This window comes from Chitinispirillales bacterium ANBcel5 (assembly GCA_029688955.1).
GTDB lineage: Bacteria > Fibrobacterota > Chitinivibrionia > Chitinivibrionales > Chitinispirillaceae > Cellulosispirillum > Cellulosispirillum alkaliphilum.
The window spans coordinates 25,587-44,170 of the sequence record JARUKZ010000033.1; the positions used below are offsets into that span (position 1 = coordinate 25,587).

Genomic DNA, 18,584 nt, shown 5'->3' on the forward strand with positions numbered 1-18,584 from the left:
TCGCGGAGAGGAGCGGGGGAAAGGGAGAGGCTACACGCGGAGACGCTGAGTCGCGGAGAGGAAAGGAGAGAGGAAGAGGTTACGCGCGGAGGCGCGGAGACGCGGAGAGAGAGGGAGAAAGGAGAGGCTACACACGGAGGCACGGAGACGCAGAGAGAGAGGGGAGAGGAAAGAGAATTGTTCAGGAGATGGACGCTACTCTTTACTCTCTTTTCTTCATAAAAGCACTCATTCAGTTCCCCAAAAAATCTGTAGAGATTTTTTTGAGTTACAAATAAAAAGTATTCCACTGATTCATTGTCCCTTCTGAGTTCAAACACTTAATGCATCATTTAAACAAATCAACCACTAAATATTGTTTGTAAAAATAAAGGCTGCGTTTATCTCCTGAACGTGGTGCAAAAAATTTCGGTTATTTAATACAGGTGATACCCACTGCGAATTTTTCGCCTGAATACCTCTATTTTCTTTTCGTATGAGACGGATATGAACGTCGTAAGTACTTGTGTGGCATGCAGTTTGTATTTCTTAACCATAGGATCATAAATTTCACTCAAAAAAGAAAAGTTTGCTTGGAGGTAGTTATTATGTTTAAGAAAACAATGTATACTGTATCTATCGCACTTTTAGTGTTAGTTAGTGCTTCTGTGGCACATGAACCTGATCCCTTTCTCGATAGAGTACATTCCAGTGGACGTACAGAATTTGAACTGGAGAAACTATGGACTGGTGTACAGTTTGGAAGTGGTGGTGGAAATGTGAGTACAGTTTTGGAATCTGTAGAATACATGTCTATGGTAACCGGAGCGGGGCAGCAAAATATCGAATTTGGATCAGGCGATGGTTCGATTTGGAATTCCATCCCAGCCAGAGCATCTGCTAATGTATTTAATTATTCTGTAAGTGATCAGTTCATCTCCACCACCAATGCAATACCGTCATCCCTGTCACCTGGGGCCTATTCTGGTCTGAGTGTGGGAAGTTTCGTTTACACTATCGAGGCTGAGAATATCACAACTATTGATCTTAAAATGGGCGGTGGCCAAATTGCAAGCACCACTATCAGGGGGCGCGCACAAGGTGAGGCACAGGTTATGAGTTCATTTGCGCTGTATGATGAGCAGGATCCTCTTTTCCCCGTTCTTCTTGATTCAGATACCAGATCACTTTCTGCTCAATTGAACAGACCTGGAACTATTATAAGGCGATGGTATGGGGACTTTAATGTGGGGTACGAATTTGCCCAACCCTTTTCAGGCACCTTGGTTCTTACCGGTGGTTTTTCAAATTTCTCCACAGGTACTGTTCCATATGCTGCCGCACCTGAGCCCACTCTGATTATTTCCCTTGGTGCTTCATTAATTGGACTATTTGCTTTAAGGAAAAAAAGAGAAGAATGTTAAGTAGGTGCATAGGTACTGTGGGTTTGGGGGAACGCAGAGTTTTGACGGCACCCACTGTAACTCAACAGTACCTTGAAACCGCAGAGACGCAGAGAGGAAAGGAGAGAGGGAGAGGTTACGCGCAGAGACGTGGAGACGCAGAGAGGAAAGGAGAGAGGGAGAGGTTACGCGCAGAGACGCAGAGACGCAGAGAGGAAAGGAGAGAGGGAGAGGTTACGCGCGGAGACGCAGAGGCGCAGAGAGGAAAGGAGAGAGGGAGAGGTTACGCGCGGAGACGCAGAGGCGCAGAGAGGAATGGAGAAAGAGGGAGAGGTTACGCGCGGAGACGCGGAGGCGCAGAGAGGAATGGAGAAAGAGGGAGAGGTTACGCGCGGAGACGCAGAGGCGCAGAGAGGAAAGGAGAGAGGGAGAGGTTACGCGCAGAGACGTGGAGACGCAGAGAGGAAAGGAGAGAGGGAGAGGTTACGCGCGGAGACGCAGAGAGGCGGAGAGAGTAGGAGGAGAGGAAAAGGAAATAGTTACACTCAGCGGCGCGGACTAAAGCTGCGCACTGATTCAGTTTCACTGAGCGGAAAAAAAAAGGATAGGTTTACACACAGAGGCGCAACGATCAGAGAAAGAAAAAAGATAGTAAAGCAAGCAACTGTATAGTAAGTATCTGCTGTCGGAATTCTATAAAAAAAGATTTTTGCTTATAAAAAAGTATACCCCCTCTGCGGGTAACCCAGTAACAGAGAGGGATACGGGTAATTAAAAGGACACTTCCGGTACTTCACTTGCCTCGGGGGCAGCTTCAAAGTAAGCGGCTTGCGGAAAATTGGCGGCAAAAAAACTGTAAGGGATTTTCCTACGGGTGCCATTAAATTTCCCCACTGCTTCATTGTAGCGTCTGCGTTCAACAGCAAGTCTGTTCTCTGTTCCGGCCAACTCATCCTGTAGTGCAATGAAGTTCTGGTTAGCTTTAAGGTCCGGATAATTTTCCACTACAACCATAAGGCGCGAGAGTGCTGAAGTCAACTCCTGATTAGCATCAATCATCTCCTGTGGCGAACCGGCACCAGCAACACTTGCCCGTGCTTCAGTCACTCTGGTGAGAACATCACTTTCGTGATCTGCATATCCTCGCACAGTCTCAACCAGGTTTGGTACCAGATCCATTCTTCGCTGCATCTGGTTTTCCACATTAGCCCAGGATCTTCTCACCGATTCCTCAAGCTCTACAAGGCGGTTGCGCCACCCTATAGCACTTCCACCTAATATCATAACAAAGATCATAAGTGCGGCAACGGCAGCACCTATACCAATAAGGATTTTCTTTTTTCCGTTCATCTATTTCCTCCATGATTATCTGACTTTTCAATGGCATTAATTATCGTTTTAACTGCTCTTGCATAGTTTACAAACTGTGTCTCTAACCGAGACGTATCTTTGTCTGAACAAGCTTTGGCAACCTCCTGAAAAGGCGTGCCTGAAATTTCATATGCAGATTCTATAGCTTTAAACAGCTCATTTCTGTTAAATGGAACTTTTTCCCCTTTAAGCATCAGCAGTCCACGGAAAATCGGTGCATAGGCTTTAAGAGACAGTGATGTTAATTGTAGAAGGCTTTTCCCGTTTTTTCTGGCATACGGGAACTCCTGTAACAGATGAAGCCACTTACCTTTAAGCTCTCGTTCCACCTGAATGCGCAAATGTTCCTTTTGAGGTGAAACCGTCTCCAGAACATCTTCACCGTAAATCACACGGTAACAACCCTTCATATCGAGAAATTCAATGGGGTAGGAGTCAAGTGAATTAGTGATATACTCTTTATCCATGATAAAGGGAGTACTAAATCTTTGACGCAGCAATTTGGCCTGCAGATCAGATGATTTCGCCACAAGTTCCACATCCATTGAACTGAGAACGATTAATAGGTTTATATCGGACTTTTTAGGGTCAAAATCGCCCCCTGCAGCACTTCCATACAGAATAACAGAGATAAGGTCTTCACCGTAGAGCGACTTGTAGGGCTCTACAGCGGTTTTTGAGTATTCAACAGGATCTACTATGTTTTTCATGTTTTACTCCCAGGTTAAAATGAACGGGACGAACCGCCTCCACCGCTTAAGCCGCCACCGAAACCTCCACCAAAACCGCCGCCGAAACCGCCCCGGCTTCCATAGCCTCCTCTTCTGCCACCAAGCATCCCGCTCATAATCATAAAGAACAGAAGCGAACGACCAAATGGAGTACTCACCATAATGATAAGAAGAATAAGAAACAGTATGATTGAAAATGGAGATAGTTCAACGTCTTCTTGTGAGTGACTGCTGCGAATATGTCCCCGGGTTGGAAGGGATAGGTTTATCTGTTTTTCTTCTTCAACAACCTTCGCGATCTCAATTGCTAAGGCTAAAAACCCTGCTCCATAGTTACTTTCTGAAAACTGTGGGACTCCATAATGGTCGAGCATCCTACCCGTTCTGGCATCATTGAGGTACCCTTCAGCACCATACCCAACTTCGATTCGCACTCTTCTGGGATCGAGTGACAGCAGGATTAAAACCCCCTCATCGCTGCCTTTTGAGCCGATTCCCCATCTTTCATACAAAGCAGGTGCATACTCATCAATGTTGTTATCTCCAATTGATGGGACCGTGGCAACCACCAGTGCAAAATCGGCCTGTTCCCATAGAGCCTGGCTGATTCTGGAGATAGCAGTAGTCGTGGAATGATCAAGAACCCGTGCGTAATCTCCCACTGCTCCGGATGGGCGTGAAGGGTATTGGGAGGCAAACAAAAGTGTTACTGAAAAAAGAAGCAGGAGAATTGTTTTGGTGAAAAGTAGTTTCATTTGGATTTCGGGACCCATATTGTTTAGATGTGATATGTTCAGATTTGAGCAAGAGGTATAAAAATAGCATTTGGCGGCTGAAAATACTAATGGGGGGGGAAACGGGGCAGGCAGTTAAAGCCAAATCAGTGAACAAACAGCCGCCTTTAGTATGATTTTTGCAAACTCATACTATCTATTCTCTTTTTTTTCACCAAACAACTAAAGTCCCTTAAATCATTTAATTACCTGGTCCCATTCAAACCCCACCCTTTTATAAAAGAAGGAGCAGTTATGTTAAAGGTGTCATTTTTAAAACTGGTTGCCCTGGCTATGGTATCTTTATCTTTAGGTGCTGGCAAAGAACCTCAGTGTGTACACGTTGAGAATTCCTATCTTCGTATTCAGGCCTATGAGGTTTATGCAGGTGATTGGATTGCCGATTATCAGCAAACCTTCTCCTATGATGAACAGTGGCGAGTTTCAGGAATTCAGTTAAGCGGTATGATGTATCCATATGATGACCAAAGGATTGTGTATTCCTACAGTGATAGATTCAATCAGCACATTTCGCTTTTCTATGATAAGTCTTTTGATGAGTGGAATCTTAGTACTTCAAGGAGCATTACTATTGAAGATAATCTTAAGGATACTATTATAACTCAGGAATGGGTTGATACAGGATGGGTTAAAACCGGTCATGAGATATATCACTATTCCAAAACAGGTAATCGCATTTTTGAGGAGCGGATGAGAAAAGTTAACGACACACTCGCGCTTAGATTAAGAGCTAATAGTGAATACGATTCAAACGATAGCCTTATTTACAGGCATGCGTATACATTTAATCATTCAAGGTTTCAACTGGAAGAGATCGAACAGTTTAGATGGTACAGTGATGGCTTAGTCGATTCTGTAAAAATGATAAACCATACAACTGGGTTTTATCATGTTGTATGGTACAAATATACTTTAGATGAAAAGAACAGGGTAATTGAGCAAATAGCGAGTATTAGAGATACTGCAAACGCTAAATTTAAGAAAAGGTCAAAAGAGGTAACAGAGTACATTGAATCAAAACCTTATCCGGTAACACTACGTACAGTATACACCAAAACCGATTCGGTATGGCAGCCTGATTACAGGTCAAAAGATTTATCCTTTCATCATGGACATACAAAAACTTTTTGGAGTTATACCGATACTGCATGGAATTATTCGGAGAGAAGAACGTCACTCTTTGATTGTCTGGGTAATATTTTGAGCGAAACAACAAGCTACTATGATCCTGCAATTGGATGGGTATATTTAGAGAGGCAAAGATATGACTACTATTATATACCAAAGCCTGAACCGCTCAGATCAGTAGCCAGAGTAAATGCACGGGGAGATAATTTAAAGGTAACAGCAGCTTCGGGGGTGATACATGTAACTAACTTGCCTTCAGAGCATATCAGTGCTGAAATATTTGATCTAAGGGGTAGAGCACTGAATATGGCCAAACAAAGTAGTTCCGGGCTTAAGCATACGTATGCTTTGAAAAACCAGACGTTGCCTTCCGGAATTGTCGTTTTACGGCTCAGGGATGATAGTGGGCGAGTGATTTATAACCAGCAAATAAGGGTACTGCATTAACAAACTGCATGGAATTCGCGCTATACTCTGTTTCAAAACAAGAGTATAGTTGCGAATCTGTTTTCGTAGACTACAAAACTGAAATGATCCTGCGACTCTAATATTTGGCTATAAACATCACTGCCCTTGCTTTGAAATAAATGTTTCGAAACGCTTTTGACATTTATTTAGATCATCAAGCATGCCTTCTAAAGAGGGGTGATCAGTAATCAAGTTATAGTAATAGGACATACCATCACGCATCGCTGCTACGTAATCAGAAAAATAAGTCGCTTTGCTTTCAGTCATAGAGGGAAGTGATTTGGTAAAGTCATCAATGAAATTGTTGATATAAAGTATCAGTTCAGTAATAAACATAGAGGGGCGAGGGGTATCGTTTTTCAGATTAACACGTCCATAGATATGATCAACCATTTGTGAGAATGTAGTGCGCTTAGAGAAGTAAGCTAAGTTGGGCCCCGGGCACACCGCTGTTGCTGGTGTATTTTTAACAATGTTGTATTTAAGAAGAATGGATCCACCCAATTGATGGCACAAACAGGTTTTTTCGGTAATTTCCTCTATTTGCCTGGATTCGGTTTCAGGTGCTTGGTTTCGGGCTTTCACTTCTTTAATTTTTTGGTTTTGGTATTTTGCTGATGCAACGCAAAGTGGTTGATCACTGAATTCTGAGTTGAGTGTCAGGTGGCCTTTAAAGCACACAAAACCCTGCTTACCTTCTTTAATCCTCTGTGCTTTATCGATTTCTGATGGTGATGTGCGCATGTTATTAATCATTACACCCATGGGAGAAACTTTACTTACATACAAATCATCATTAGTGGTCTTTTCCAGCTGTTCGACCAATGAATCATCTGTTGCCACTACTTCTGGTACCAAAAGAAAGGGTGTTCCCCAGCCGACACTGTCTGCTTTGTAATAATCTGTCAGGAACTGGTGCTCCTGGGAAGTGCCAACTCCTCCCTGAACAGTGAGTTTAATAGTTTCGGGGTTATTATGTAATGTTATGTTTTTGGATTTTAAGGCTTTGATGTACATGCTTTGCAGCGTGTCATTTAGCTCATTTCGTTTTCTCTTAAATTCTTCAAGAACAGGTCCAAGCATGTGTCCTTTGGTGGGGAAAACATGTCCACCACAATTTAGACCTGACTCAACCCGAAACTCCGAAACCCATAACCCTTTCTGAGCTAACGCTCTGCTTTGTGAAAAAGCTGAGCGAAAGTCACTTACTTTGATGGTAATCTTTTTTTTCAAATTACCGGATGGATCGGGATAGAAATCATCAAACGTTGCCAGATAGGAAAATAATCTGCGGTTGATCCCAGCAGAGAAAACGATAGAAGAGTTGAGGGTGCTGTTGGCGAAGCCGCGAAGTGCTGCAAGGGCATCCGAAAATTCAGGAGGAAGTTTGACATTGTTTTTATAGGATGTTTTATCCAGCTTTGTCATAATGTTAACGTCAATGGATCCGGGAATCATCTTTTCACGGAGTTTTACTTGTAATCGTTCCTTTTCCTCTCCCTGGGGGAGAGATTTCATTTTTGTAAAATCTTTCCTTACTGGGGAGGAGTCGGGTAACAGTTCAAAGTACTTCGTAGCTTCACTATTGGAATGAAAGTCAGAGTTTTTTACCTCCTGAAATTGCTTTTTGACAACCCTATCCATCAGGTTTAGATATGCAGTGATACGATTGGCCCGTGGATCCGGGTTATCGTTTGTGATTGGTTCATACCGTTCACCAAAAAGCTGGCAGTAATAGCTGCGCACCTGCTCTATCAGTTTGTCATCTACAAGGGATACAACGGATGAAACTCCATATTGTGCAACTTTAAAGGGGGTATCGAGAGTAAATCCTGTTCCCATAACCGGGATATGGAACGTATGGAGCATATCGGGCATTAATTGTTATCCTTTTTTCAGGTGAATCCTTAAAATATAACCAGTTCAGATTAAATCAACCCAAATCTTGAAAAGAGTACGGTGGGTTGAGTAAATAATTTTATGTATTCCTTACTGATTCTGCATGAAAAATAAATTATTTGTCCTAGCTATTAAAGATACCTGCTTTAAAAACAGGTAAACAAGCAGCTTAGTTTTATGCATCTAATGAACTGTATTCTGCTTTTGCCTCACCAATAAGCACATTGTATCTTTTTTTACAACCTTGCCTAAACAACTCATTTATCGGGGTACTTGCTCTATCATGCTGCTCTATTCTTTACTCCTTTTTAGCTCGCTTGCCGGTTTTATGGTCGAACTGGTTTGGATAAGGAGGCTTTCTGCTGTATTTGGAAATCGATATGATTCGGTTCCGGTTATATTCGCTGCGCTTTTTATAGGATTTGCTGCGGGTTCCTATTTTTCTCTTAAACGCAGAAAGAGTGTTTTCCAAGCGCTAAAAACCTTTGCAGGCCTTAATATAGTAGCACTTTTAGGTCTGATAGCAGCCTATCTGCTCTTTAACTGGCAGCTCCCTTTTGCCTTTTTTTACAATCTTTCGCTTACTTACCATCCGTTCCTTTTCAGGTTATTTCAGTTTCTGTCGATACTTGTGCTGCTTCTGCCCTGGTCTTTTTGTTATGGCTGTTCTATGCCGTTATTATCATTTGTTATATGCTCAGGGAAGAGAAAAAAAAGTGCGGTATTCAACTACTTTTTATATTCATTAAGTGGGGTTGGGGGGCTGCTGTGGGGTGGATTCGTTTTGATACCTGCGCTGGGGATACGGATAACACTTGCGATATCCTGTATCCTTCACGCCGTGATTGCCATAACCTGTTATGTTTATCTTAAAAGTAGCAGGGGTACTTCTCATAAGACCTCTAAGCAGCTATCCTCGCTTAAAAAAACTGCACCGGTGTATCTGATTCTTGCTTTTATATCCGGCTTTTGCAGTATTGGGTTTGAGCTGATGCTTATGCGGTCATTTGCACTGATCGATAATAACTCTTTTTATTCTTTTACGATTCTTCTAAGCTTTATTGTGTTTTCCTTTTCTGTTGGTGCGCTTTTGATCTCTGTTGCTCCTGGCAAGGTTACAGAGAAAAGGTTTGTAGTGCCTGTGCTGCTTTCTGTGATTGCTCTGCTGTTACTAATCGTGCCTGCACTTTTTGTCCGGAGCACCGATGGTATTCTTCCGCTCAGAAACAGCAGCTCCTGGTTTGAATACTTTTCTAACATCCTTGGGGTATCATTATTTACGGTGATTGTGCCATCTTGTTTTATCGGAATGCTTTTGCCGATACTTATAAAAAAAGCATCAGGTGACAGAGGTGAAAATGTCGGGACACTTATCACCGCGAATATTGTGGGTGTAATAGTCGCTTCGGTTTTCTTTGGGCTGTTTCATGGTACAGTACTTTCTTTGTGGCAAAGTATCCGGGTTATTGGGTTAATGTATAGTATTGGTGCAATTATTTATGCTGTGATACACAAGCAAAAACAGTGTATGATAGTTACTTCGGGTATAGCTGTGGTGGTGATAGTTGTTACAGCAAGTGGAAATGTACCGCTGGTGTGGAAAAATGTGGCACTTCGTGGCATGGATGTAATAGAGGTAAAGGAGGTGGGCGGTGAAACGGTTTCACTGGTAGCGGGTGGGAATGTTAATCATATTCTGGTAAATAATCAGTACTCCATTGGAAGTAACCATAACATAGACTACAAAAAACGTCAGGCTGTATTGCCCATGAGTATTCACCCCAACCCTCAAAGTGTTTGCTTCATTGGTATGGGTACAGGGATAACAGCGGGTGCATCACTGCTGTTTAATCCTCAAAGAGTCGTGGTGTGTGAAATTTCACCGGGAGTTATATCTTTTGCAAAGAAGTATTATAGTACTCTGGTAAATGGTCTTTTTGATGATAAGCGGGTTAATATAATTTTTGATGATGGCAGAACCTATCTGTCTTATACCGTGGAACAGTTTGATCTGATCATTAGTGAACTGTTTATTCCCTGGCAAAGTGGTACTTCTTTACTTTACACAACCGATTTTTATTCCAGGGTTGCTAATAAGCTCAATGATGGGGGAGTGTTTGTTCAGTGGTTGCCTCTGTACCAAATGACAGAGCATGACTTTGGAATCATTGCCAGGACTTTAAGCTCACAATTTAAACAGGTGACCGTTTGGCGGCTCAATCATAGCGTTCAGGAACCGGCAATAGCTCTTATATGTTCTGAAAAGAAGATCGCCGTTACAGAAGGTCAGGTGATTGCTCCAGATATCGCTTCTATTTTAGGGTTACCACCTAACCGAAAGAACGTTACGGGAGAACTGCAAAGGTTTTATTTGGGTTCCATTGAAGAAGAGGACTGGAAAGAGTATCCGTTAAATACTGATGATAAGCTGCCAATAGAGTACGTTTCTCCTAAAACTCACATAATGGACCAGGATAAAATACTGGTTGGTGAACGGTATAGGGAGCTTTTGGGGATAGTGGATAGTAGATAGTGCTTGGGAAATGGCGTGTATGGGGCTGAAGATTTCGCGCCACTGCTTCTAAAGCGTGCAACGTTTTGGGGAGGTTCTGGCTAGTTACTCTTTTTCTTTGCCCTTAATTCCTTGATCTTCTCAATACCCAACGCTGTTATCTTTTCAATCTGCTCATCACTCATTCCCATTGCAATCATTTTTTCTGCTGTTTCAATCTTTGTTTTAATTTGTCCTTCAATTACCCCTTCACGTTTCCCCTCAAGCTTCCCTTCAGCCTTACCATCCAGAAACCATTTTTCAGCTATTGTAGGCATTGTCACTCCTCCAATCTGTGCAATTTCATTGAATTCCCGATTTAAGTGTTCGGTGTCCTCGGCATCTACCACCGCAGAGAGATAGCGAAAAAGAATCTCAAAGTACTCAGTCTTTGTTTTTATGTCCCTGAGTTTTAACAGTAATAAAAGTATGCCATTAAGTTTATCGTACAGCTCAGGGGACCTGGAATACTTCAGTATCAGAAAGTTCACCCTAAGCAGTATCTCGCCCCTGATCTCTTCATCGGGAATATGTGATATATCATACACTTCATTTTTAAATTCGGGGATATAATCCCTCGTATTTTCGATATCTTCAAAAAGATGTGTCATGGAGGTAGTAACCTCCCATTCCTTAGCACCATGGTAGATCACCATCGGCACTATTATTGGCAGCTTTTTTTTCTTTTTGTGCTGATTTCTGTACTGCTCCCAGATTTTTACCATATTGCGCAGAAGCTGAAAGCCGGTCCAGGGATCACTGTAGCTCTTATGCTCAAACAGCATATAGATAAATGCCGACTTTCCTTTGAGTTTAACGCTATAAAGGATGTCGGAATAATGCGCCTTGAACTCTTTATCGACAAAAGAGTCTTTTTGTATGGCCAAAGTGCTAAGGTCCAGTTGTGAGCGGATCTGTTTTGGGGCATAGGTATCAATAAACGGTCGTGCGGTGGTAATCCTGGAAAATGTTTCCCGGAAAAAAGCGTTGTGAGGATTTTTGAGGGGATTATTCTTTGGGGTATCCATGAAGTTAATATAATTCAGGTAAAAGGGGAGAGTGGGGAAGTATCGCGATTCATAGTTCCCTTTCTGAGTTTCTAGATATATTATTTTACTGGAACCATTTACACAAAAAAATATACACTCCCAAGCTGGTTACACTCCCCCGTGCAATGATACTCCCTTTCTCTTAGCGCCTCAGCGTCTCCGCGCGCAACCTCTCCCTTTGTCCTCCCTCTCTCTCTGCGCCTCAGCGTCTCCGCGCGCAACCTCTCCCTTTGTCCTCCCTCTCTCTCTTAGCGCCTCAGCGCCTCCGTGCGCAACTTCTCCCTTTCTCCTCCCTCTCTCTCAGCGCCTCAGCGCCTCCGTGCGTCACCTGTCCCTTTCTCCTCCCTCTCTCTCTTAGCGCCTCAGCGTCTCCGCGCGCACAACCTCTCCCTTTCTCCTCCCTCTCTCTCTTAGCGCCTCAGCGTCTCCGCGCGCAACCTCTCCCTTTCTCCTCCCTCTCTCTCTTAGCGCCTCAGCGTCTCCGTGCGCAACCTCTCCCTTTCTCCTCCCTCTCTCTCTTAGCGCCTCAGCGTCTCCGCGCGTCACCTCTCCCTTTCCCCTCTCCTTCCCTCGCCGCGCCTCTGCGTCCCAGGGAAAACCCCAAACTTCACTACCATAGGGAAATGGTCCGAAGATTGTATATGGTCAAGACAACGCGCTGAACCCTCCAGGGGCGCAAGTGAAGCACCGGAATAAAAAATATGATCGATAGCCTTACCCGATATGGGAAACCTCCCAAAACGCATATTTTCAAACTCAACCCGGCTCATCCCTGCATCCCTTGCCAGGCCCAGAAGAGAATCGGTGCGCTTTCGGCTCCAGGAGTTAAAGTCACCGCTTACGATGATCGGTCCACCATGCTGGGCAACGATGGTAAATACCTGTTTAAGTTGTTTCTTATAATCCTCTAACCCAAGTTTAAAGTTAAGTGCGTGAACATTCACCACCAGCAAAACCGGTCCTGATGGCCACAGTTTATAGGTTGAAAACAGCATCGACTTAGGGGTGTTTAAAAAGGGTTCAGTTGATGCTGAGATGAGGGCACGTTCACTGTGGGGCTTATACTTAGAAGCGGTAAGAACGCCCGAGTGGGTCTTGTGGTTTCGGGCATAGATATTTGGGGATGAGGCCCAGCTTAAAAAAAGCTCCTTTTCAAGCATCGCTATTAATGGCGGCGTAAGCAGTGCTTCCTGAAACACCATGAAGTCGGGGTTGAGGCATTGGACAAGGGTGCGCATATCACCTAAAAAGGAGGTGCGGTTTTGTTTGAAAATATTCCAGTTAAGAACAGAAAAAGTGTCATTTCGATCACCTTTTTCTGGTACTGGAACTCCGCATATAAGCGCTGCTTTATTGATAGCCGAAAATTTTATCCATCTTTTTAAGATTGAAGACACCATAGTTACAGGTTCTCTCCCCGTGAATTTCTGTTAATCTCTCAATCTGCTATTCCGATCTTTAGGTGGTAATATTTACCCTGAAGCTAAACATTTGGCCACTCTTTTATGGCGCTGTTCAGGTATCTCTTTTGCCTTAATTATAAGTATACTTTATAACACTTTTTTTGGGGAAAGGGGGAGAGGTGTGGGTAAAAAAAAAATTAGAAAAGGGGAGCATGTTGAATGGGATACACCGCGGGGAAAAACCGAAGGTGATGTGCAGGAGAAGGTGACCTCCCGAACACGCATAAAAAAGCATACGGTTGCTGCTTCAGAGCAAGATCCTCAATATAAGGTTAAAAGCAGCAAAACAGGAAAAGAGGCAATCCACCACCCAGAAGAACTTCGAAGGAAAAATCAGGGGGGAGGAGGTGGAAAAAAGCGCAAGTGATGGCCATTTTGGTCGCATCCGCCCTTTTATCATTCTGCGGGTATACGCCCTTTTGATGGCGTATACCTGCTGTTAGCAGCATTTACCGGCTGGGCTGTGTTGGTAACACTCTTTACTCCGTTCAATCGAGTAATTGGTTCAACTGTTCCCTTTGTATGGACATTGTTGCAAGCTCTTCATCGCTCATCTCTGAAAGTTCAGAGTGAACTCTGCTGGCTTGTCGTCTTCTGCCACCATCTCTGTGTACTTTTCCAAGCCTTAGAAGCAAAAGAGGGTTGCGGGAGTTTTGAAGATGGCTCCGGAGTACTCTGACTGCATCCCTGTATCTGTCGTTTAGTGAGAGCAGGGAAGCGTAGGTGTCGATTACGCTAACATCCGCAGCATTGATTAGGTAGGCCCGGTGCGCGGATTGCAGTGCCGCTTTGGAACTGACATTCTCCGAACTTCTCTGTGCTTTGGCCAATTGATTAAACACCGATGCCAGAACGGGTGATTCGGGCAGATGGTTTTCGATCTCTGATGCAGCACGTTTGTAGATTTCAATAGCCCGGTCGTACTCGTGGGCATTTCTCAGTTGATCGGCACACTCCAAAAGTATGTAGGGGTTTTTGGTTTCCTGAGCTATTTGTGTGTAGGTGTTAAGTGCCTGTGTTGTTTTCCCAAGGTGTAGTTTTGCCCGTGCCTTGAAAACCGTTAACTCTGCATCCTCTATACCCTGCTTTTCTATTGTGTGTATTACCCGCTGATACTCCTCGTTCATGAAGTAGGCATGAAAACGCGCTCTCAGTATGGCTGGGTTTTCCGGCTCATCCCGGGATAATTCATTCACAATTGCAAGTGCCGAATCTGCATTGTTTGTTCTTAAATAGAGCAGTGCTCTTTTGAAACGGATACCCCTGTCCTGAGGATAAGCTTCTTCCAGGATATCCTGGAGAATAAAACTTTCCTCATCTCTGCCAAGTCTGAAAGTGAGATCCTGTTGCAACTCAAGTGAAGCCCTGCTGGCAGCTCCCAAATTGTGCATTGAATAGAGCAGCTCCAGTGCATCTTCCGGTCGCTGTGAGGAAGATAGTATCTGTGCCTGTAACATTATAACAGAAGGGAATCTTTGGATGTTAACCGGAAGCAGCTCAAATGACTCAAGCGCATTTTCGGGGGTATCGTGCATGAGAAATTCATTAATTGATGCATATTCTATAACAGGGTTTCTTGGTAGCTGTTTACGGGCAGAGTCAAGCTTATCAAGGGCTTCTTCACTCTTTGAGCCGCTGGCGGCAAGAAGCATGGACTGTAAGAAGTGGCAGGTCCCTTCACGGGGGGAATCATCGCACAGTTTGCCTTTTAATTTCGTTAATTCTTTGGTGTTTTGATTGTAACGGTGAAGCACTGCAGATAAAAGGTTGATATTTTGTTCCAGAAGGCTGTTTGGATGTACGTAGTAGCGTCTTGCGAAATCGAGATGTTGCAAGGCTTTATCGGGACGTGATGTAAGCAGGTAAAGCCATGCACTGTTAAAATGTAATCTGGGTTTATTAAAATCTAAGGAGAGTGCTTCTTCAAAAAGCTCCACAGCTTCACTAATCCGCGCAGAGTGGCACAGAGAAAAGGCATAAAGAGAGTAGCCGTTTTCATCCAGTAATTGAGATTCCCGTGCGTTTTCAAGGAAGTGGTGAAGCGTATCGTATTGTCCTCTTATCATATAAACGCGGCCGATTGCATTAACCAGGGCTGGTTGAGGATTGCTCTGAAGAGCCCGGTTCCAGACTGTAACAGCAGAATCGCTGTGGCCTTTGTTTAAATAGATTTCGCCCCGTATAATATCCTGCTTACCCGGATCCTCTATCTCTTCAAGGAGTTTTAAACCGTATTCAATCTTCTCTCTCTGGTCCTGGTGTCTGGAAAGGGATGTAAGAAACAGAAGCAGTTCTCTGTTTTTCATTCCGCCGCTCCATGCTTCCCAGGCATAAAGCAGAGCTGATGTTCTGCTTCTGGTTGTGCGTGCCGCAGCCCAGTTATAGGCAGCTTTGTTCTCTTTTTCTGCTGCTGTTTGAAAATGTTTGTGTGCCCGTTCCAACTCTCCCTGTTGCAGGTAGTTCATTCCGGCTTCATACAGCTCCTCTGCGCTCATAGAGGAGAGATTGTTGCAGCTGTTTAACATGATGACAAACAATATTTGCAAAAGCAGAAGAAAAAACAGTTTCATACCAAAGCCCTCTTTATTATAGGTAATAACAAACGCATTGTCCAAAATGGCTACACCTTTTACCTTTTGCAAATATTGTACCTTTGGGTTCGTTTGTGTAGCACAAATAAATCGGTACAGATTATGCTCTTTTCATTTTTATTACTCATACAACAGAAAACCCGTTGGAAGAAACCGATGAAAAGCAGTAGAAAAGGAATTGGCATAGCACACCTGGGCCGCACCGAGTTATACAGTGCACTGGCATTACTATTCCTTGCGGCATATCAGGAGCATTTCCGGGTAATCGTTTCTACCTGGAATGAAGGGGGGAAGTGGCAGTATCTGGTTATCCCTTTTGTGGTGGTGATGGCTTTTTCTGCCATAAAGAGGGCCAGGGGTACCGTTAGGGCAGGGTCAAAAAAGGTGGCGCTGATAGTCACCGCTGCAGGACTTTTCCTTACGCTGCTTTCACGTCTTACTCTCATTACCCTGTTAATAGAGCTTGCACCCTTTTTTATGCTCGCTGCGCTACTCTTTCTCCTTGAAGGGAAAAGGAGGATGAAGTTTTTGCTCTGGCCCATTGGCTATTGTGTTCTTATTATAGTCATCGCGCCTGCGGTTTTGCCCTACCTTCAAGCACCGCTTCAGAGAATAGGGGCAGTTACTGCCCAAGCAGCTTTAATGATTTCAGGTTTGCAGGTACAACGGTTTGGCAATGAACTCCATCTGCCTTTAATTATTCTTGATGTAAACCCATGGTGTTCGGGGATCAATCAATTACTTTCTATCCTCGCCTTTTCATTACCATTTGCATTTCTGAAACTACAAAAGTTAAACACACGGTTACTACTTATAGCGGTATCGGTGGTTATATCGGTTGTGTTAAACACTATTCGCATAATCATCCTTGGATTCTGGAACTACGGTGCTGTAAGGGAGCATGTACATGGCCCGGGAGATCTGTTTCTTGCTCCCATTATCTATCCGGCAGCTATTGTCCTGTTATTCCTTTCGGCAAAGCTGATACAAAAGTTTGATAAAAATGAAAACGAAAGTTTCAATGATGTTATACCTGCAAATAATTACGGTGGTACCAAAAGGATCACTGTTGCCGCGTTTATTCTTTGTGTCGCACTGGTACTCTCATTCATTGGGGCTTCAGATGATTTCCAAAAGCCAAGCCATTTGATTTTAAAGGATGATATGCTTTACTGGAATGAATTGCCGTTAACATTATCGCACCGAGATGATACGAGTGGTTATGGTTATGTGCAGTTTGATTACGGAGATTCATCAGGTTTGGCACTGATTTATCAGTTTTTCCCTTCCCAAACTTTTTTTAACAGGATAGAAACCGATCTTTCAACTTCCATTCATATTGTGCCTTCATCACATACTATCGGTTTGTCTGATGGTCGGGAGGTGACGGTGAGTATGGTAGAGTACACTGAAGGGGATTCAAGTGTGCTAATAATGTATTGGTTTAAAAGCGGTGAGATGATAAGTGGAAAACCAGCGGCATTCAGGAACAGTATTTTTACAAGAATGGTTACTGAGAGAAAAAACAGTGCTTCACTTATACAGGTTAGGGCCAAAACATCCTCATCACTGGAGCAGAAACTGCTGCTAAAGAATCGAATGAGTGAATTTATACGAGAGAATTTGGGTGGGTAGTGGATGTTCACTTAAGAGGTTGATAAGACAGTGGGGGGGTGTGGCTCGGGATCATATATACATTTTTCAGTACAAATTCAGCTTTTCTATTCGTAGTATTGTATTTTACCACGTACATCAAATGATCACAAGGTGGGAAGGAATTCTTTGAAACGAAGGCGTTTTTTAGTCCTAAAGGTAGTAGTGCTTCTTCTTTTCTTGGCTGGAATCTACTCTTTAATTGAGCCCTATTGGTACCAGGAGAAGACGGTAGTGGTGCAAAACCAATCTATTCCTCAGGCTTTTGATGGTTTCAGGATCGTTTTTCTGGCAGATATACATTTTAACCGCTTTTTCACTCAGGAACGACTTCAGGGCATTGTAAATCGGGTTAACGCCCTGGACCCCGACTTGATTTTGCTGGGAGGTGATTATGCCGAAGGGGATCCCAAATATATTGACCTTTGTTTTGAGGTGCTTGCAGATTTAGAGGCTCCCTACGGGGTGTATGGGGTACTGGGTAATCACGAGCACTGGCTGGGGGCTGAGAAGAGCATACAAGCTATGGACGAAGCCGGTATACTATCCATCGACAACAACTCTTTTTGGATAGAGAAGGATGGTGAGAGGATAAAGGTAGGTGGAGTGGGTGATCTTTGTGAAGATGTACAAAAGCTTGAAAAAACTACCGGTGATGTAACAGAGGAGGATTTTGTGATTCTCGTTTCGCACAGCCCCGATTATGCCGAAATTATGGATAGGAGTAAAGTTGATCTGATGTTTGCAGGTCATACTCACGGAGGACAGATTACACTCTTTGGGCTTTATGCACCGAAGATACCATCCGATTATGGCCAAAAGTACAGAACCGGTGTGGTTACCCACGACGATCTGAAAGTGATCGTGTCAAACGGTATCGGTACAAACACCCTGCCAGTGCGCTTCTTTGCACGTCCGCAGATTAATGTGGCGATTTTAGACGCAATGCAGAGATAGAGAAAAGAAACGCAGATTGAGCGGATTGGGTGATTGCGCAGATTGGGAGAAATTTCTATCTGCGAAATCTTATAATCAGCGTACAACAAACTCCTCTATACATTTAATTATTGATTGTTACAAGGCACTCCCACTACATAAAAAAACAAATAGAGCAAATAAACGCTCCACATTTACCACCAACTACAAATACCAGCCAAACTCCTGATGACCCCATGCGGTTAACCACTCTTCAGCGGCATTTTCTGCTTTCCTCTTTGACTCGGTTGCGCTACCGGTCTCCCTGATTTATACTTTTAATATCATCAGTATTTACACATTTGCGTATGGTTTGATGCTGGTGAAAAAAGGTAGAGTCGCAGATTAGGAAAAGGGTCAGAATCGCAGATTGGGCAGATTAGGAAAAAGGTCAGAATCGCAGATTGGCGCAGATTAGGAAAAAGGTCAGAATCGCAGATTGGCGCAGATTAATTGATTTCGCTGATTCAGGATTTCAGAATCTGCGCCATCCCTAAATCAGTTAAATCTGCGATCCTGACTTGGGTTT

15 protein-coding genes are annotated in these 18,584 nt (G+C 43.6%); 7 read left to right on the forward strand and 8 right to left on the reverse strand.

From position 1 onward, the window contains the following. The first annotated feature begins 587 nt into the window (after nucleotides 1–587). Nucleotides 588–1,403: a PEP-CTERM sorting domain-containing protein gene (locus QA601_14835; GenBank protein ID MDG5816369.1), complete on the forward strand. Its 816-nt coding sequence runs from the start codon at nucleotides 588–590 to the stop codon at nucleotides 1,401–1,403. Between the two features lie 72 nt (nucleotides 1,404–1,475). Continuing rightward, complete coding sequence (locus QA601_14840) at nucleotides 1,476–2,054, forward strand: hypothetical protein (GenBank protein ID MDG5816370.1); 579 nt, start codon at nucleotides 1,476–1,478, stop codon at nucleotides 2,052–2,054. A 99-nt stretch (nucleotides 2,055–2,153) separates the two neighbouring features. On the opposite strand, the gene QA601_14845 is transcribed toward QA601_14840, so the two are convergent. The 3 genes from QA601_14845 to QA601_14855 are packed head-to-tail and all read right to left on the reverse strand — an operon-like array spanning nucleotide 2,154 to nucleotide 4,239. Continuing rightward, nucleotides 2,154–2,732, reverse strand: coding sequence for a LemA family protein (locus QA601_14845; protein MDG5816371.1), 579 nt, complete (start codon nucleotides 2,730–2,732; stop codon nucleotides 2,154–2,156). After that, entirely contained in the window at nucleotides 2,729–3,463 is a 735-nt protein-coding gene (locus tag QA601_14850; protein MDG5816372.1) for a nucleotidyltransferase domain-containing protein, read from the reverse strand. The genes QA601_14845 and QA601_14850 overlap by 4 nt, the downstream gene beginning before the upstream one ends. Before the next feature lie 14 nt (nucleotides 3,464–3,477). Further along, on the reverse strand, nucleotides 3,478–4,239 hold the full coding sequence (locus QA601_14855; protein ID MDG5816373.1) for a TPM domain-containing protein: 762 nt from the start codon (nucleotides 4,237–4,239) through the stop codon (nucleotides 3,478–3,480). Between the two features lie 273 nt (nucleotides 4,240–4,512). On the opposite strand from QA601_14855, the gene QA601_14860 reads away from it, so the two are divergent. Further along, nucleotides 4,513–5,853 (forward strand): hypothetical protein, encoded by a 1,341-nt coding sequence (locus tag QA601_14860; GenBank protein MDG5816374.1) that lies wholly within the window; start codon nucleotides 4,513–4,515, stop codon nucleotides 5,851–5,853. A gap of 117 nt (nucleotides 5,854–5,970) precedes the next feature. Here the strand turns inward: QA601_14860 and QA601_14865 are convergent, their stop codons facing one another. After that, complete coding sequence (locus tag QA601_14865) at nucleotides 5,971–7,752, reverse strand: hypothetical protein (GenBank protein MDG5816375.1); 1,782 nt, start codon at nucleotides 7,750–7,752, stop codon at nucleotides 5,971–5,973. A 304-nt stretch (nucleotides 7,753–8,056) separates the two neighbouring features. Here QA601_14865 and QA601_14870 point away from each other — a divergent pair, with 304 nt between their 5' ends. Continuing rightward, complete coding sequence (locus tag QA601_14870; protein MDG5816376.1) at nucleotides 8,057–10,306, forward strand: fused MFS/spermidine synthase; 2,250 nt, start codon at nucleotides 8,057–8,059, stop codon at nucleotides 10,304–10,306. A gap of 80 nt (nucleotides 10,307–10,386) precedes the next feature. Here QA601_14870 and QA601_14875 read toward each other — a convergent pair whose 3' ends face one another. The 3 genes from QA601_14875 to QA601_14885 all read right to left on the reverse strand — a co-directional run bounded on the left by QA601_14875 (nucleotide 10,387) and on the right by QA601_14885 (nucleotide 12,773). Then, a complete protein-coding gene (locus QA601_14875; GenBank protein ID MDG5816377.1) occupies nucleotides 10,387–11,352 on the reverse strand; it encodes an Rpn family recombination-promoting nuclease/putative transposase in 966 nt (321 codons plus the stop codon). 375 nt (nucleotides 11,353–11,727) lie between these two features. Then, nucleotides 11,728–11,919, reverse strand: a complete 192-nt coding sequence (locus QA601_14880) for a hypothetical protein (GenBank protein ID MDG5816378.1) — start codon at nucleotides 11,917–11,919, stop codon at nucleotides 11,728–11,730. After that, on the reverse strand, nucleotides 11,916–12,773 hold the full coding sequence (locus QA601_14885; protein ID MDG5816379.1) for an endonuclease/exonuclease/phosphatase family protein: 858 nt from the start codon (nucleotides 12,771–12,773) through the stop codon (nucleotides 11,916–11,918). Before QA601_14885 ends, QA601_14880 begins: the two co-directional genes overlap by 4 nt. Before the next feature lie 184 nt (nucleotides 12,774–12,957). On the opposite strand from QA601_14885, the gene QA601_14890 reads away from it, so the two are divergent. Further along, nucleotides 12,958–13,203, forward strand: a complete 246-nt coding sequence (locus QA601_14890) for a DUF2945 domain-containing protein (protein ID MDG5816380.1) — start codon at nucleotides 12,958–12,960, stop codon at nucleotides 13,201–13,203. A 121-nt stretch (nucleotides 13,204–13,324) separates the two neighbouring features. Here the strand turns inward: QA601_14890 and QA601_14895 are convergent, their stop codons facing one another. Beyond that, nucleotides 13,325–15,478, reverse strand: a complete 2,154-nt coding sequence (locus QA601_14895) for a hypothetical protein (GenBank protein ID MDG5816381.1) — start codon at nucleotides 15,476–15,478, stop codon at nucleotides 13,325–13,327. Between the two features lie 105 nt (nucleotides 15,479–15,583). Between QA601_14895 and QA601_14900 the strand changes: the two genes are divergently transcribed. Continuing rightward, nucleotides 15,584–17,062, forward strand: a complete 1,479-nt coding sequence (locus QA601_14900; protein ID MDG5816382.1) for an exosortase/archaeosortase family protein — start codon at nucleotides 15,584–15,586, stop codon at nucleotides 17,060–17,062. 147 nt (nucleotides 17,063–17,209) lie between these two features. Next, nucleotides 17,210–18,037, forward strand: a complete 828-nt coding sequence (locus QA601_14905) for a metallophosphoesterase (GenBank protein MDG5816383.1) — start codon at nucleotides 17,210–17,212, stop codon at nucleotides 18,035–18,037. Nucleotides 18,038–18,584 lie beyond the last annotated feature (547 nt).

Excerpts from the sequence above, each read along its gene's own strand:
- QA601_14835 (MDG5816369.1), top strand. The coding sequence starts at position 588 with ATGTTTAAGAAAACAATGTATACTGTATCTATCGCACTTTTAGTGTTA.
- QA601_14845 (MDG5816371.1), bottom strand. The coding sequence starts at position 2,732 with ATGAACGGAAAAAAGAAAATCCTTATTGGTATAGGTGCTGCCGTTGCC.
- QA601_14850 (MDG5816372.1), bottom strand. The coding sequence starts at position 3,463 with ATGAAAAACATAGTAGATCCTGTTGAATACTCAAAAACCGCTGTAGAG.
- QA601_14855 (MDG5816373.1), bottom strand. The coding sequence starts at position 4,239 with ATGAAACTACTTTTCACCAAAACAATTCTCCTGCTTCTTTTTTCAGTA.
- QA601_14860 (MDG5816374.1), top strand. The coding sequence starts at position 4,513 with ATGTTAAAGGTGTCATTTTTAAAACTGGTTGCCCTGGCTATGGTATCT.
- QA601_14865 (MDG5816375.1), bottom strand. The coding sequence starts at position 7,752 with ATGCCCGATATGCTCCATACGTTCCATATCCCGGTTATGGGAACAGGA.
- QA601_14870 (MDG5816376.1), top strand. The coding sequence starts at position 8,057 with ATGCTGCTCTATTCTTTACTCCTTTTTAGCTCGCTTGCCGGTTTTATG.
- QA601_14875 (MDG5816377.1), bottom strand. The coding sequence starts at position 11,352 with ATGGATACCCCAAAGAATAATCCCCTCAAAAATCCTCACAACGCTTTT.
- QA601_14885 (MDG5816379.1), bottom strand. The coding sequence starts at position 12,773 with ATGGTGTCTTCAATCTTAAAAAGATGGATAAAATTTTCGGCTATCAAT.
- QA601_14900 (MDG5816382.1), top strand. The coding sequence starts at position 15,584 with ATGAAAAGCAGTAGAAAAGGAATTGGCATAGCACACCTGGGCCGCACC.